This is a genomic window from Providencia sp. wls1943, from assembly GCF_009706275.1.
Taxonomy (GTDB): Bacteria; Pseudomonadota; Gammaproteobacteria; order Enterobacterales; family Enterobacteriaceae; genus Providencia; species Providencia zhijiangensis.
In genome coordinates this window covers 1-13,776 of the sequence record NZ_WLTU01000027.1, presented here as the reverse complement: position 1 = coordinate 13,776, position 13,776 = coordinate 1, and the positions used below count along the sequence as shown (strand labels likewise).

Sequence of the window (13,776 nt, the reverse complement as noted above, 5' to 3'; positions counted from 1 at the left end):
ACAGCCTATGAATAATTTAAAAAGTGATGTTCTGCAGATTAACGAATGCAATATTATTGAGCCTGAATTTATTGCCTTGCGTCATGAACAAATTAACCAGCAAACTGAATACAAATCCCATTCCCATACCTTTGGTCAATTACTGTATGTGGTTTGTGGGATTATGGAAATGGAAGTGGAAGGTAAGCATTATATGGCACCGCCAGAGTTTTGCATCTGGATCCCTGCCAATACTCAACATGCGAGTTTTAATAAGCAGAGTGTTAAATTTCGTATTATTGATTTCGCCCAAGCCTATACGCCGCGACTGGCCAGTAAGGCTTGTGTTGTGCGTTTAAGCCCCATTTTCCACACGATTATGACGGATATGTATCAACGGGGCATTATTCAGCCCGAAACCGAGCAGGATATTCGTTTGGGGGAGGTATTGATTGACCAATTTGCCATTTCACCGTGCCAAGATACCTATTTACCCACCAGCAAAGATAAATTGTTAGCGCCGATTTTAGCGGAGCTACAGCAAGATCCTGCGGATAATACAACACTTGCCCAGTGGGCAAAACGGGCCTATACCTCTGAGCGAACGCTATCTCGCCGTTGCCAACAAGAGCTGGGTATGTCATTCAGCGAGTGGCGCCAGCGCCTGCGTTACTTACATGCAGTGGCTGGATTGGACAAAGGTAAAAGTGTCCATGAAGTCGCCTTGGATGTGGGGTATAGTTCGGCGTCTGCATTTATTGCGATGTTCCAGCAAATTTCAGGGGTCACTCCAGACCGGTTTCGGATGAAAGAGCTGACCCCATAGTAGAGGGAAAATCAATATACATAATCGTATTTGATATTAGCGTGGTAGTTGTACACGCTATCTTTCCCTCCGTGTTCATCTTTAATTAATGTGGTGATATTTTTTTTTGCGTCGGTGCATCTTCCGAACGTATTCCAGCTTTTACAGGTCGTCACGGTTGTTTCGGTGGTAAAAAATTCTTCAATAGTTTTTTCGGTTAACGGTCTGCCATCATCATAGGTAAACTCTTTGACGGTTGAGTCAGACTGCATGCGAACTAAGCGATTTTTCGCATCATAGAGGAAGGCTGTTTTCACACTATCATTTTCGAGCGTACTGACTCGGTTGGATTCAGATAATCGTCCTTTATCATCAGTTAAAAAAGTGGTGACAGCTCTCGTTAACATGCGCTCTTTATCGAGGGTTGTCGTATAAGAAGAATCTTTGGCTTCGGTTATTTTTCCATTCTGATCAGTGAAAAACTTCCCGTTCATTTTTTGCTGCAAGATAGTTTTTTCAACATTATCTTGATTAATAACAGACAGTTTAAATGCGGATTTGTAGTCCCATCCGTTACCATTTTTTTTCATGCTCATATCAATGGATTTGACGGATACGCTGTCGTGGATACTGAATTTGACAACTTCATGGCCAGTTAATTCGATTAGGGCCCCGCAATCATCAAACTTGGTCTGAACCGTGTTGTTGATGTAGTCGTCTGGGCTGGTGGTGCGCGCATTCATCTCTTTTAATGCGTCGTTAAATGGGCGCTCTTGAGCAAAGACGAAATTATTAAAATTGTTGATGGCGATGGTGTCCGCTGAGCAGTTTTGTTCGCCAGCATAGGCATAAAACGAGCACATTAGGGGTAGCGGCAGTAATACTTTTTTCACAATCAATATACCTTTCAAAATAAATGCCTTCCTGAAAAATGAATAACGTTTAATGTGGTTTTGCTGATTAAACATGAAATCCTTGGGATTAGGTAGTCAGACTCATCTGTAAGTTTGTTTAATAAAAAGAAAAATTAAATGCCGCCAACTATCCTATCAATTTCAACCAAAAGCATTGTCATGTAAATGATTCAGCCTATCGACGATTTGGAGTATAGTGTGGCAGCCAAATCGGGCATGACACACATTCTATTGGGACGAATTCCGTGAAAATTTTGGTTGATGAAAACATGCCATATGCTCAAACACTATTTAGTGAGCTAGGCGAAGTTAAAGCAGTACCAGGGCGCCCAGTGCCAGAACAGGAACTGGTTGATGCAGATGCATTAATGGTGCGCTCAATTACCAAAGTGAATAAATCATTACTGAGCAATACGCCAGTAAAATTCGTCGGTACGGCAACGGCAGGGTTTGACCATGTTGATACCCAGTGGCTTGCCGAGGCCACTATTGGATTTTCTTCAGCGCCGGGGTGCAATGCCATTGCTGTCGTTGAATATGTTTTTTCTGCATTACTGATGTTGGCAGAGCGCGATAATTTTGATTTACGCGATAAAACCGTAGGGATAGTGGGTGTCGGGAATGTGGGAGGGCGCTTGTATAAACGTCTGCAAGCGTGGGGCGTTAATACCGTATTATGTGACCCTCCTCGAGCAGATAAAGGCGACCAAGAAGTTTTTGTTCCGTTCGATTCGCTACTGGAGCAGGCTGATATTTTAACCTTCCATACGCCGCTCAATATGGAAGGCGAATATTCAACTTTCCACTTAATGGATGAGCCTCGATTAGCAAATCTACGCGATGGTACCATTTTGGTGAATGCGAGCCGTGGTGAAGTGGTGGATAACCAAGCGCTATTACAGTTGCTTGAACAAGGTAAACCGCTGAGTGTGGTATTGGATGTGTGGGAGCCTGAGCCTGATCTGGATACAGAATTGCTGGCGTATGTGGATATCGGTACGCCGCATATTGCAGGCTATACTTTAGAGGGCAAAGCACGAGGAACAACCCAAGTCTTTGAAGCTTATTGCGAATTCCTAGGTAAACCTGCGAATGTGTCTCTGACATCGCTGTTACCGAAACCGGATATCGACTGCATTAATTTCAATGGTAAATTAACGCAAAGCCAGCTCAAAAGATTAGTGCATCTCGTGTATGATGTGCGCCGTGATGATGCGTCACTGCGTGCAGTGGCTGGCATTCCCGGTGAGTTCGATAAATTACGTAAACACTACCAAGAACGCCGTGAATGGTCATCGTTAACAGTTCAATGCGATAACCAAGAGACAGCCCAGTTACTGAGCGAATTAGGCTTTAACGCAAAAATTTAATAACAGATTCTTTTAGGTGAAATAAGTGGCTAATTACAGCTTATTTCACTTTGATTTTTTAGAGGAAAAACCATGACAGAAGGTTGGAATATTGCATTACTCGGGGCAACAGGCGCAGTGGGCGAAGGCATTCTTTCCCTGCTTCAAGAAAGAGAGTTTCCCGTTGGTGAGCTTTATTTACTAGCCAGTGAGCGCAGTGCAGGGGAGAGCATTCGCTTCAACGGTAAAAGCTATCAAGTGCAAGATGTCGCGGACTTCGATTGGTCGCAGGCGCAAATTGCCTTTTTCGCGGCAGGCGAAGAAGCTGCGGCACAGTATGCGGAATTAGCGGCGCAAGAAGGCTGCATTGTGATTGATAACAGTGGTATTTTTGCGTTAGACCCTGATGTGCCGTTAGTGGTACCGGGCGTTAACCCGCAAGTATTAGCGGATTACCGTAACCGCAATATTATTTCAGTAGCAGACAGTTATGTTAGCCAACTATTAACTTCCATCAAACCTCTGGTGGATGCGGCTGGCTTAGGGCGCATTACACTGACTAATATGCTGTCGATGTCAGCGTACGGTAAAGCAGCCGTTGATGAATTAGCAGGCCAAAGCGCGCGTTTATTGAATGGCATCCCTGCTGAAGAAGGTCGTTTTACTAAGCAATTAGCCTTTAACATGCTGCCATTATTAGCAGATGGCGAAGGCAGTGTTGTGCAAGAACGCCGTTTAGTTGAGCAAGTTCGTAAAGTGCTGCAAGACGACGGTTTGCCAGTCTCCGTAAGCTTTATTCAGTCACCCGTATTTTATGGTAATGCGCAAGTGGTGCACTTAGAGACACTACGCCCAGTTAGCGCAGAAGAAGCGAGCGAAGAATTTGAACGTTTTGATGATATTCAGGTCTCAGAAGAGGGTGATTACCCAACTCAAGTGACTGACGCATCAGGTAATGACTTCTTAAGCATTGGCTGTATTCGTAACGATTATGGTATACCGGAAATTTTACAGTTCTGGTCAGTGGCGGATAACGTTCGTTTTGGTGGCGCGCTAATGGCGGTTGAGACAGCAGAAAAACTGGCTCAGGAGCTGTATTACTAATGTCGGAGTCCCCAAAGTTGCATCGCATTGCCCTCGGAATTGAGTATAACGGTAGCCGTTATTATGGTTGGCAACGCCAGCAAGAAGTGAAAAGCGTACAGGGCTGCCTTGAGGCTGCTTTGTCTAAAATTGCCGCAGAGCCAATCACCGTCAATTGTGCAGGGCGTACAGATGCCGGTGTTCATGCGACTGGGCAAGTGGTGCATTTTGAGACTTCAGCTAACCGTAAAGAGGCTGCATGGACGATGGGGGCGAATACCCATCTTCCTGACGATATTGCGGTTCGCTGGTGTAAACCTGTAGATGATGAGTTTCATGCGCGTTTTAGTGCAACTGCACGTCGATATCGCTATGTGATTTTTAATCACCGTTATCGACCTGCAATTTTATCAAATGGTGTCACGCACTTTCATTTTCCGCTTGATGAAAAGCGTATGCACCAAGCGGCGCAAGCATTGCTCGGTGAGCGTGATTTTACCTCGTTCAGAGCGGTGCAGTGCCAGTCAAAAACCCCTTGGCGTAATGTGATGCACGTAAATGTCACGCGTCACGGAAACTATGTGGTTGTGGATATAAAAGCCAATGCGTTTGTACATCATATGGTGAGAAACATTGTTGGCAGTTTGTTAGAGATAGGCTGTGGTAATCAAGATATTGATTGGATGGCACATCTTCTAGAGTTAAAAGATAGAACGAAAGCGGCGGCGACAGCCAAAGCGGAAGGGCTGTATTTAGTGAGCGTGGATTATCCTGAAAAATTTAACCTGCCACAGAATGTGATGGGGCCTCTATTTCTCGCGGATGAGCTACTGTAAAGGTCGTTAATATAAATCTCCACATGAGGAACCCCATGGAGTTTATCAGTTTTATCATTGATTTTATTTTACATATTGATGTGCATCTTGCGGAATTGGTCGCCGAATATGGTGTTTGGGTTTATGGAATTTTATTCCTGATCCTATTTTGTGAGACGGGGTTGGTGGTCACACCTTTCCTTCCCGGGGATTCATTATTATTTGTCGCGGGTGCGTTAGCAGCATTGCCAAGTAATGATTTAAACGTACACGTCATGGTGTTGTTGATGATTATTGCAGCAATTATTGGGGATGCAGTGAACTACACCATTGGACGTATCTTTGGTGAGAAACTGTTTAAAAACCCAGATTCAAAAATTTTCCGTCGTAGCTATTTGGATAAAACTCATCAGTTTTATGAAAAACATGGCGGAAAAGCGATTATTTTGGCGCGTTTTGTGCCTATCGTGAGAACCTTTGCACCTTTCGTTGCGGGTATGGGTAAAATGTCTTACCGTCATTTTGCCTTTTATAATGTGACAGGTGCGCTATTATGGGTGCTACTCTTTACCTATGCAGGGTATTTATTTGGTGATTTACCGATAGTACAAAAGAATTTGAAATTACTGATAGTCGCGATTATCTTTATTTCGATTCTGCCGGGTGTCATTGAAATTATTCGCCACCGTCGAGCTGCTGCAAAAGAAAAAAATGCAGTGGCAAAAGAAAATAGTGCGGCGACGCAAAAAAACGATAACCAATAATCGGTTTGAAAAAAGTTTTTATCTACAGTGAGATATCATTGTGGTTTAATGGCAAAAAATAACATACTGATAGATGCTTCTTATATAACCACCCCTGAAACTCAGTAGCTGGTATTATTTGAGGTGTCGTCAGAGTGCAATCAGACGAAAAGGTCCATTAATGAGCTGGATTGAGAAAATTTTAAAAAAAGGTACTTCAACCCCATCCCATAAAGCAAACATTCCTGAAGGTGTTTGGACTAAATGTGATAGCTGTGGGCAAGTCCTCTACGGTGCTGAACTTGAGCGTAACCTACAAGTGTGTCCAAAATGTGACCACCATATGCGTATTCATGCTCGCCAACGCCTTGAATCTTTCCTTGATGAAAACTCAACAACGGAATTAGGTAGCGAATTAGAGCCAAAAGATGTGCTCAAATTCCGCGATTCTAAAAAATATAAAGACAGAATTAGCTCAGCCCAGAAAGAAACGGGTGAAAAAGATGCTATCGTCGTGATGAAAGGTACGCTCAAAGAGATGCCTGTTGTTGCGGCTGCATTTGAATTCTCCTTCATGGGTGGTTCAATGGCATCGGTTGTGGGCGCACGTTTTGTCCGTGCTGTGGAACAAGCATTGGAAGATAACTGTCCATTAGTTTGCTTCTCATCCAGTGGTGGTGCGCGTATGCAAGAAGCGTTGCTGTCTCTGATGCAAATGGCGAAAACCAGTGCTGCACTGGCGAAAATGCAAGAACGTGGCTTACCGTACATTTCTGTACTGACCGACCCAACCATGGGTGGTGTTTCTGCAAGTTTAGCGATGTTGGGTGATATCAACGTTGCCGAGCCTAAAGCACTGATTGGTTTCGCGGGTCCTCGCGTTATCGAACAGACCGTTCGTGAAAAATTACCTCAAGGTTTCCAACGCAGTGAATTCCTGCTGGAAAAAGGGGCAATTGACATGATCGTGCGTCGTCAAGATATGCGTGATCGTTTGGCTGATGTCCTCGCGATGTTAACCAATCAACCAAGTCTAAACACCGCGCCAGCGCTGGTTGTTGAAGTAGTTGATGTGGAAATTGATCTTGCTGATGCTGTCGAGGGTGCAGATAAAGCAAAAGGCGCTAAACATAAAAAAGATGATGAGTAATCTAATCATTCCTACCGCCAAGTCTCCATTGGAGGCTTGGCTTTCTTATCTCACTGACCTGCATAGTCAAAATATTGATATGGGGTTGGAACGAGTAGGGCAAGCTGCCCGCCAAATGCATCTCACTCAACCCGCTCCTCGCGTCATCACTGTCACTGGAACCAACGGAAAAGGCACAACCTGCCATACGCTTGAGTCCATTTTGATGGCGGCGGGTTTGAAGGTGGGTGTCTACAGTTCGCCACATTTAGTGCGCTACACGGAACGCGTCCGGATCCAAGGTAAAGAACTTACTGAAAGTGAGTTTTGCCAAGCATTTGCGACTATCGAAGCGCAGCGTGGAAATATTTCGTTAACCTACTTTGAATATGGCACTTTAGCTGCACTACAATTATTTAAGCAAGCTGAGTTAGATATTGTGATCCTTGAAGTAGGGTTGGGCGGTCGCCTTGATGCAACTAACGTCGTGGATGCGGATATCGCGGCAATCACCAGTATTGCGCTTGACCATACTGATTGGCTAGGTTCTGACCGTGAGCATATTGGCCATGAGAAAGCGGGTATTTTCCGTCAAGGCCATTATGGCGTGGTGGGTGAGCCTGATATGCCGGACTCTATAGGCGCTTATGCCGACAAAATTGGCACCATGCTGTTTCGTCGTGGCAAGGATTGGCATTACCAAGAACAAGGGCAACATTGGTCTTGGGAAAGTTCTCAGAGGTCATGGGCTAATTTACCATTACCGAATGTGCCGTTGGCCAATGCAGCAACCGCGATGGGTGTGATCAGCTGCTTGATGGAGATTGATGCGGACTTAGCGCAGAAAATCACTGACCAAGCTATCCACCAAGGTTTAAGTACCGCTCAGTTACCGGGACGTTTCGAGATCATTGGTGAACATCCGTTAATGATCTTGGATGTAGCCCATAACCCTCATGCTGCAGGCTATTTAGTCTCCAAACTCGCGCAATTACCAGTGGTAGAAGGTCGACGAATTCGTGCGGTAGTGGGAATGCTGGGGGATAAAGATATTCAAGGGACATTAACTTGTTTATCCCAGCAGGTAACTGACTGGTATCTTGCACCGCTGAGAGAGTTTCGTGGTGCAGATGTGACTGAGCTTAGTCAGCACGTTGACGGTGCACATGAGTTTGATTCTGTGGAAGCAGCTTGGCAACAAGCGTGTGCGGATGCGCGACCACAAGATGTGATTGTGGTGTGTGGATCATTCCATACCGTGGCTCATGTCATGATGCTATTAGAGAAAACAGAAGGATAAAGCCAGTGGCTAGTAAATTCCAGAATCGTCTTGCTGGCGCCATTGTTTTAGTCGCTGCAGGGGTCATCGTATTGCCTGCATTGCTGGATGGCGATAAAAAATACAATGAAAATGAATTTGCAGCCATTCCGATTATTCCCAAACCGGGTGATGAAGAAGATATTGAGTCAATTGCGCCAATTACACACAGTGCATCGACCGCTTCTTCGGAAGGAACTTCTGAAGCGATGTTATCGGAAGCTATTACTGAGCAAAAGCAAAGTGAGCAGCCTTCTGTAACCGCAAACAGTGCAAATCAAAGTAATAATAGTCAAAACGTGGTGAATCAAAATGGAAGCGCCATTCCTGCCAATGTCACGCCAGAAAAACCACGGGTAGAGCCGAAACCGGAACCTAAGCCCGCGCCAAAACCTGAGCCTAAGGTGGAACCAAAGCCGGAACCGAAACCAGAACCTGCGCCTAAGCCAAAACAAGAACCTCAAGGTAAAGCCTATGTAGTGCAAGTGATTGCCCTCAATAATGCCAGCAAGGTTGAAGAAATTGTGGCGAAGCTAAGATTGTCTGGGTATCAGGTTTATACGGTGCCAGCGCAACCGGTGAATAACAAATTAACCCGTATTTATGTGGGACCTGAAGCGTCAAGGCAGAAGCTTGAATCTGCTTTACCTGAATTGAACGCAATTACCGGCACAAAAGGGATAATCCAAGCTTTTAAGCCTTAAATTGACATTCAGTTATCCCTAAAAAATAAGGGTATTTAGCAACTTACTGCGGCGATTATGATTTTTTCTTTTCGCCGCTGATTTTTTTAAATTCAATGAAAAATGGTTACGCAAACGTTTTCGTTTTCTGTTAGAATGCATTCGCCGCTGACGTGAATGCGAATTTTGGAATGAAATATGGTCTGGATTGATTACACAATTATCGCCATTATTGGCTTCTCGGCACTGGTAAGCCTGATCCGTGGATTTGTACGTGAGGCATTATCGTTAATCACTTGGGGTTGTGCGTTCTTCGTTGCAAGTACGTTCTATCCTTACTTAGCGAGTTACTTTACGAACTTTGAGGATGTTTTGGTTCGTAATGGTATTGCGATTGCAGCACTGTTTATCACGACATTGATTGTCGGTGCAGTGGTGAACTATGTGATTAGTTCATTAGTACAAAAAACCGGATTATCGGGTACAGATCGTGTACTGGGGATCTGCTTCGGTGCGTTGCGTGGGGTATTAATTGTATCGGCGCTATTGTTCTTTCTCGATACATTTACACCGCTTCCTCAAAGTGAGGATTGGCATCGTTCACAGCTTATTCCGCAGTTCAGTCATATTATTAGGTGGTTCTTTGACTACCTGCAAAATGCGTCAAGTTTCCTACCGGAGAATATCTCTCCGTCTGGCTGATGAGGAAAGACTAAATGTGCGGTATTGTCGGTATCGCCGGTGTTTCACCGGTAAACCAATCAATTTATGATGCGTTAACGGTGCTACAGCATCGTGGGCAAGATGCAGCGGGTATTGCGACTATTGATGGTAAAAACAATATCCGTTTGCGTAAAGCAAATGGTTTAGTAAAAGATGTCTTTGAAACGCGCCACATGCTGCGCCTTCAAGGCTCAATGGGTATTGGACATGTGCGTTACCCAACTGCGGGTAGCTCCAGCGCATCCGAAGCCCAGCCTTTTTACGTTAACTCTCCTTTTGGTATCACCCTTGCACATAATGGTAACCTGACAAATGCTCACGAACTCGCTCGGAGTCTATTTGAAACAGCACGTCGCCATGTGAATACCACGTCAGACTCCGAAATTCTTCTAAACGTATTAGCATACGAATTAGATAAGTTTGACCATTTTCCTCTCGAACCCGACAACATTTTTAGTGCCGTAGCATCAATGCACAAAAAAATCCGTGGCGCCTATGCTTGCGTGGCACTGATTATTGGTCATGGCATGGTGGCATTCCGTGATCCTCATGGTATTCGCCCATTAGTCCTTGGTCGCCGTATTCTTGCGACTGGCGAACATGAGTATATGGTCGCGTCTGAAAGCGTAGCACTTGATACTTTAGGTTTCGAATTCCTGCGTGATGTTGCGCCAGGCGAAGCGGTATATGTCACTGAAGATGGCAAATTATTTACTCGCCAATGTGCAGAAAACCCGCAGCTGACACCATGTATTTTTGAATATGTTTATTTTGCTCGCCAAGATTCGTTTATCGATAAAATCTCTGTGTATAACGCAAGATTGCGTATGGGGCAAAAATTAGGCGCGAAAATTGCGCGCGAATGGGAAGACCTGCATATTGATGTGGTGATCCCAATCCCTGAAACCTCATGCGATATCGCGTTAGAAATCGCCCATATCCTCGATAAACCGTACCGTCAAGGTTTTGTGAAAAACCGCTATGTTGGACGTACCTTTATCATGCCTGGGCAACAAGAACGTCGTAAATCTGTGCGCCGTAAACTGAATGCAAACCGTGCAGAGTTTCGTGATAAAAACGTTCTGCTGGTGGATGACTCTATTGTGCGCGGTACCACATCAGAACAGATCGTTGAACTGGCTCGTGAAGCGGGTGCAAAGAATGTCTACTTTGCTTCAGCAGCACCAGAAGTTCGCTTCCCTAACGTATACGGCATCGATATGCCAAATGCCAATGAGTTGATTGCACACGGTCGGGAAGTGGATGAAATCCGTAAACTGATTGGCGCAGATGGACTAATTTTCCAAGATCTTAGCGACCTCATTGACGCGGTTCGTGAAGAAAATCCGGAAATCAACGAATTTGAATGTTCCGTATTTGATGGCATCTACGTGACCAAAGATATTGACCAGACCTATTTAGATTATCTGGAAAATCTGCGTAAAGATGATGAGTTGAAGTTGAAAGATCAGAGTGATGTTGAGGATTTAGAGATATACAACGAAGGCTAAATTTTCGTCATAGTTAGGGCTACAGTGTTGTTGGCTTCATTCAGCTACCCAAGTCACATACTCTTGTATGCTCCTTGGGATAGCTTTATTTGCCGCCTAGCTGTAGCCCTAACTATATAGAAAATTAATGATATTCTGGTCGGCTAGCCTAACTACAGCATGAATTATTTAGAGGATTCTAGCGAGAATAGTTCCTTAGACTTAGCTTTCATGCTACTAGGTAACTTTTAATCAAAGCCATATCCATTCCTAGCTCAACACCCTCCGCGTATTTGGTATATAATGCAGGAAATTACGTGAATTGGGGTTGAACATGAAAAAACTTATCATTGGGTTAACGGGCGCGAGTGGGGCTTTCTACGGTATTCGATTGCTGGAAGTGCTCAAGCCTGTGAAGGATGTGGAAACCCACCTAGTGATGAGTGCAGCAGCACGCCAGACATTAGCACTGGAGACAGAATGCAGTGTTAAAGATGTGCAACAGCTAGCAGACCATGTTTATGATAGCCGCGATATTGCCGCTGCCATCTCCTCAGGCTCTTTTCGTACTGCGGGTATGGTTATCATGCCGTGTACCATGAAAACCCTTTCAGGCATCGTTCACAGTTATACAGATACGTTAGTCACCCGTGCCGCAGATGTCGTTTTAAAAGAAGGGAAAAAACTGGTATTAGGGGTACGTGAAACACCACTGCACTTGGGGCATTTACGGTTGCTTGTTCAAGCCGCAGAAATGGGAGCGGTGATTATGCCCCCAATGCCTGCGTTTTATCATCAGCCTCAATCTATTCAAGATATTGTCGACCAAACCGTGAACCGTGTACTTGATCAATTTGATATTCAACTTGAACACGATTGGTTTACCCGTTGGCATGGGACAAAGTAATTTAATGGGATCGTAATGCTCAATTATTATTGAGTGTAACAGGGCTAAAATTATCACTAGGCACCGTATTAATATGAAAATTAGCCATAGAAATATGAGGGGCTATAGGGTATATATTTCCTTTTTTATCAATAAAAATATTCTGATCTGTCTGTTTTAATTGAGCTAGATTCTTCCGAATAACTTGGTGAAGATCCGACGCGTCAATATTTGAAGAGTAGATGGTCTTTTGTTTAGATTCATTTGACTTAGTGTAATTAAATTCTAATGTAACTAAATGATTTTTTTTGTTAAAACTTTGATGTACAATACTATCGCTTTTCTTTTTCAGTACTCTGCTTTTTAATGATGTTCTTTTTAATATAACCTTAAAGTTATCTAATGCGAGTAGTTTGTTGATTTTTAAATTACTATCAAAACCTTTATTTTCATTATAGTTAGCTGAATTTTGGTTTATCCTATTTAACTTAACGAATGCTATTTGATAATCAGATTTTTCATCTTTTATGAATTCATATTCTTGATTTTCATCCATGTAGTTTTTTAGAAAAAGCGAAAATTCATCAAAACTATCACATTCATAAAGGCCTTCATTAGGGTCAAAAAATTCATATTTTTCAGTTTCTTTATTTCTCTTAATATTGATTGCACAAGTATGATAAGGGCTTGAAAATAGATAATTTTGGGTATCATCCTTACAAGCCTTAATCATACTCATAAAATCATTGAATTTCTTTGTCTGTCTGATTTTATTTGCTATTTTTATATTAGAGTTTAAATTTTGCTGCTTATTTTTTTCCACCCAAGCAGTTTCTGTTTTCGCATTTGTGGGAATTCGTGATGAATCTAATAGACTATTAATAGCTCTATATCTAGAACGGATGCCGGGATTTGAATTAAGACAGAGAAAAATTTCATCTAGCTTGTCAGTTTTTTTTATTGAATATCTGTTTTTTATATATTTTCTTTTTTCGTCAAGAACTGCTGCACAAATTATTTTTTGCATTCTACTTTCCTTATTGCAATATTTTTCCACGTTTTCATCCAAAGCTAGATCTATTACCTTTATAAAGTTTTGTTCTGCCAGTGCAGATGATAAAAATGAAATGGGCAGTGATAAGTTATTATTTAGTGTTGATTCTGCTTGTAATTTTTGTATGTCAAATATTTCCTTAAGTAATTTATTCCCTTGTTTGATTTCGTGTTTTTTTTCTGTGTAATCTTTGTAATGTAAAACTGATGCCATCTCTATATTAGAAGGCTTTGCATTTGTTATAGGGTTGTTGGCTGTTATGTTATCTAAATGTTTATTATAAATATTGATATATTCATGCTCTAAACCTTTATCACTATAGTGTAAAAATTTCACAGATGCACCAAAACAAAAACCACCGAAACGCTCTTTTGAATTTGAGACTTTCAATATGTTTTCTTTGAAAGATGCGGCATCATCTGTTGTCAGGAAATTTAAAAATTTTGATTGGGAAAAAGGTGTTTTTTTCACGGTGGAACTTTCGATAGGCATAATGTTATCCATAATTGATTAAATTAATAACACCATACATATATTTATTATCTATATCTTTCAAATTTCAATTATTTGAATGTACATATAATAAGCGTGAATGCAAATGATTTAAACAGGAATGATTTAAACAGGGTAGTTGTAAAGAGAAACACGATAGAAACCATCTCATTATTTATCTCACGAGATGGCAGGGATATTATGGTGTTAGAAGCGTAAAAATGAGTTAGTTTCCACTGGAAACCAATAAATCTTCCAAAGCAATTCTCAGTTCAATAAATTCAAATTCAAAGCCAGACTCTTCTAAACGTTT

13 protein-coding genes are annotated in these 13,776 nt (G+C 42.5%); 11 read left to right on the top strand and 2 right to left on the bottom strand.

Annotated elements, in window-relative coordinates; translation table 11 throughout:
• Nucleotides 1-7: 7 nt before the first annotated feature.
• Nucleotides 8-805 carry an AraC family transcriptional regulator gene (locus GKR48_RS16900; RefSeq protein ID WP_154628905.1) on the top strand — a complete coding sequence of 266 codons (798 nt, stop codon included), beginning with the start codon at nt 8-10 and terminating at the stop codon, nt 803-805.
• Between the two features lie 11 nt (nt 806-816).
• Here the strand turns inward: GKR48_RS16900 and GKR48_RS18275 are convergent, their stop codons facing one another.
• Nucleotides 817-1,677 (bottom strand): hypothetical protein, encoded by an 861-nt coding sequence (locus GKR48_RS18275; protein WP_272521603.1) that lies wholly within the window; start codon nt 1,675-1,677, stop codon nt 817-819.
• A 266-nt stretch (nt 1,678-1,943) separates the two neighbouring features.
• Here GKR48_RS18275 and pdxB point away from each other — a divergent pair, with 266 nt between their 5' ends.
• The 10 genes from pdxB to GKR48_RS16845 all read left to right on the top strand — a co-directional run bounded on the left by pdxB (nt 1,944) and on the right by GKR48_RS16845 (nt 11,938).
• Entirely contained in the window at nt 1,944-3,068 is a 1,125-nt protein-coding gene (gene pdxB, locus GKR48_RS16890; RefSeq protein WP_336431197.1) for a 4-phosphoerythronate dehydrogenase PdxB, read from the top strand.
• A 72-nt stretch (nt 3,069-3,140) separates the two neighbouring features.
• Nucleotides 3,141-4,151, top strand: coding sequence for an aspartate-semialdehyde dehydrogenase (locus tag GKR48_RS16885; protein ID WP_154628903.1), 1,011 nt, complete (start codon nt 3,141-3,143; stop codon nt 4,149-4,151).
• Nucleotides 4,151-4,966 (top strand): tRNA pseudouridine(38-40) synthase TruA, encoded by an 816-nt coding sequence (gene truA, locus GKR48_RS16880; RefSeq protein ID WP_154628902.1) that lies wholly within the window; start codon nt 4,151-4,153, stop codon nt 4,964-4,966. Before GKR48_RS16885 ends, truA begins: the two co-directional genes overlap by 1 nt.
• Before the next feature lie 35 nt (nt 4,967-5,001).
• Nucleotides 5,002-5,709: a DedA family protein gene (locus GKR48_RS16875; protein ID WP_154628901.1), complete on the top strand. Its 708-nt coding sequence runs from the start codon at nt 5,002-5,004 to the stop codon at nt 5,707-5,709.
• 160 nt (nt 5,710-5,869) lie between these two features.
• Nucleotides 5,870-6,838, top strand: a complete 969-nt coding sequence (gene accD / locus GKR48_RS16870) for an acetyl-CoA carboxylase, carboxyltransferase subunit beta (protein WP_154628900.1) — start codon at nt 5,870-5,872, stop codon at nt 6,836-6,838.
• The gene (gene folC, locus GKR48_RS16865) at nt 6,828-8,117 is read left to right on the top strand and encodes a bifunctional tetrahydrofolate synthase/dihydrofolate synthase (protein ID WP_154628899.1); all 1,290 of its coding nucleotides are present in this window, start codon (nt 6,828-6,830) and stop codon (nt 8,115-8,117) included. Before accD ends, folC begins: the two co-directional genes overlap by 11 nt.
• Before the next feature lie 5 nt (nt 8,118-8,122).
• The gene (dedD, locus tag GKR48_RS16860) at nt 8,123-8,839 is read left to right on the top strand and encodes a cell division protein DedD (RefSeq protein WP_336431196.1); all 717 of its coding nucleotides are present in this window, start codon (nt 8,123-8,125) and stop codon (nt 8,837-8,839) included.
• A gap of 177 nt (nt 8,840-9,016) precedes the next feature.
• On the top strand, nt 9,017-9,520 hold the full coding sequence (cvpA, locus tag GKR48_RS16855; protein ID WP_154628898.1) for a colicin V production protein: 504 nt from the start codon (nt 9,017-9,019) through the stop codon (nt 9,518-9,520).
• Nucleotides 9,521-9,534: 14 nt separating this feature from the next.
• The gene (purF, locus tag GKR48_RS16850; RefSeq protein ID WP_154602886.1) at nt 9,535-11,052 is read left to right on the top strand and encodes an amidophosphoribosyltransferase; all 1,518 of its coding nucleotides are present in this window, start codon (nt 9,535-9,537) and stop codon (nt 11,050-11,052) included.
• Nucleotides 11,053-11,365: 313 nt separating this feature from the next.
• Nucleotides 11,366-11,938: a UbiX family flavin prenyltransferase gene (locus GKR48_RS16845; RefSeq protein WP_154628897.1), complete on the top strand. Its 573-nt coding sequence runs from the start codon at nt 11,366-11,368 to the stop codon at nt 11,936-11,938.
• A gap of 19 nt (nt 11,939-11,957) precedes the next feature.
• Here the strand turns inward: GKR48_RS16845 and GKR48_RS16840 are convergent, their stop codons facing one another.
• The gene (locus GKR48_RS16840) at nt 11,958-13,463 is read right to left on the bottom strand and encodes a hypothetical protein (RefSeq protein ID WP_154628131.1); all 1,506 of its coding nucleotides are present in this window, start codon (nt 13,461-13,463) and stop codon (nt 11,958-11,960) included.
• Nucleotides 13,464-13,776: the final 313 nt, after the last annotated feature.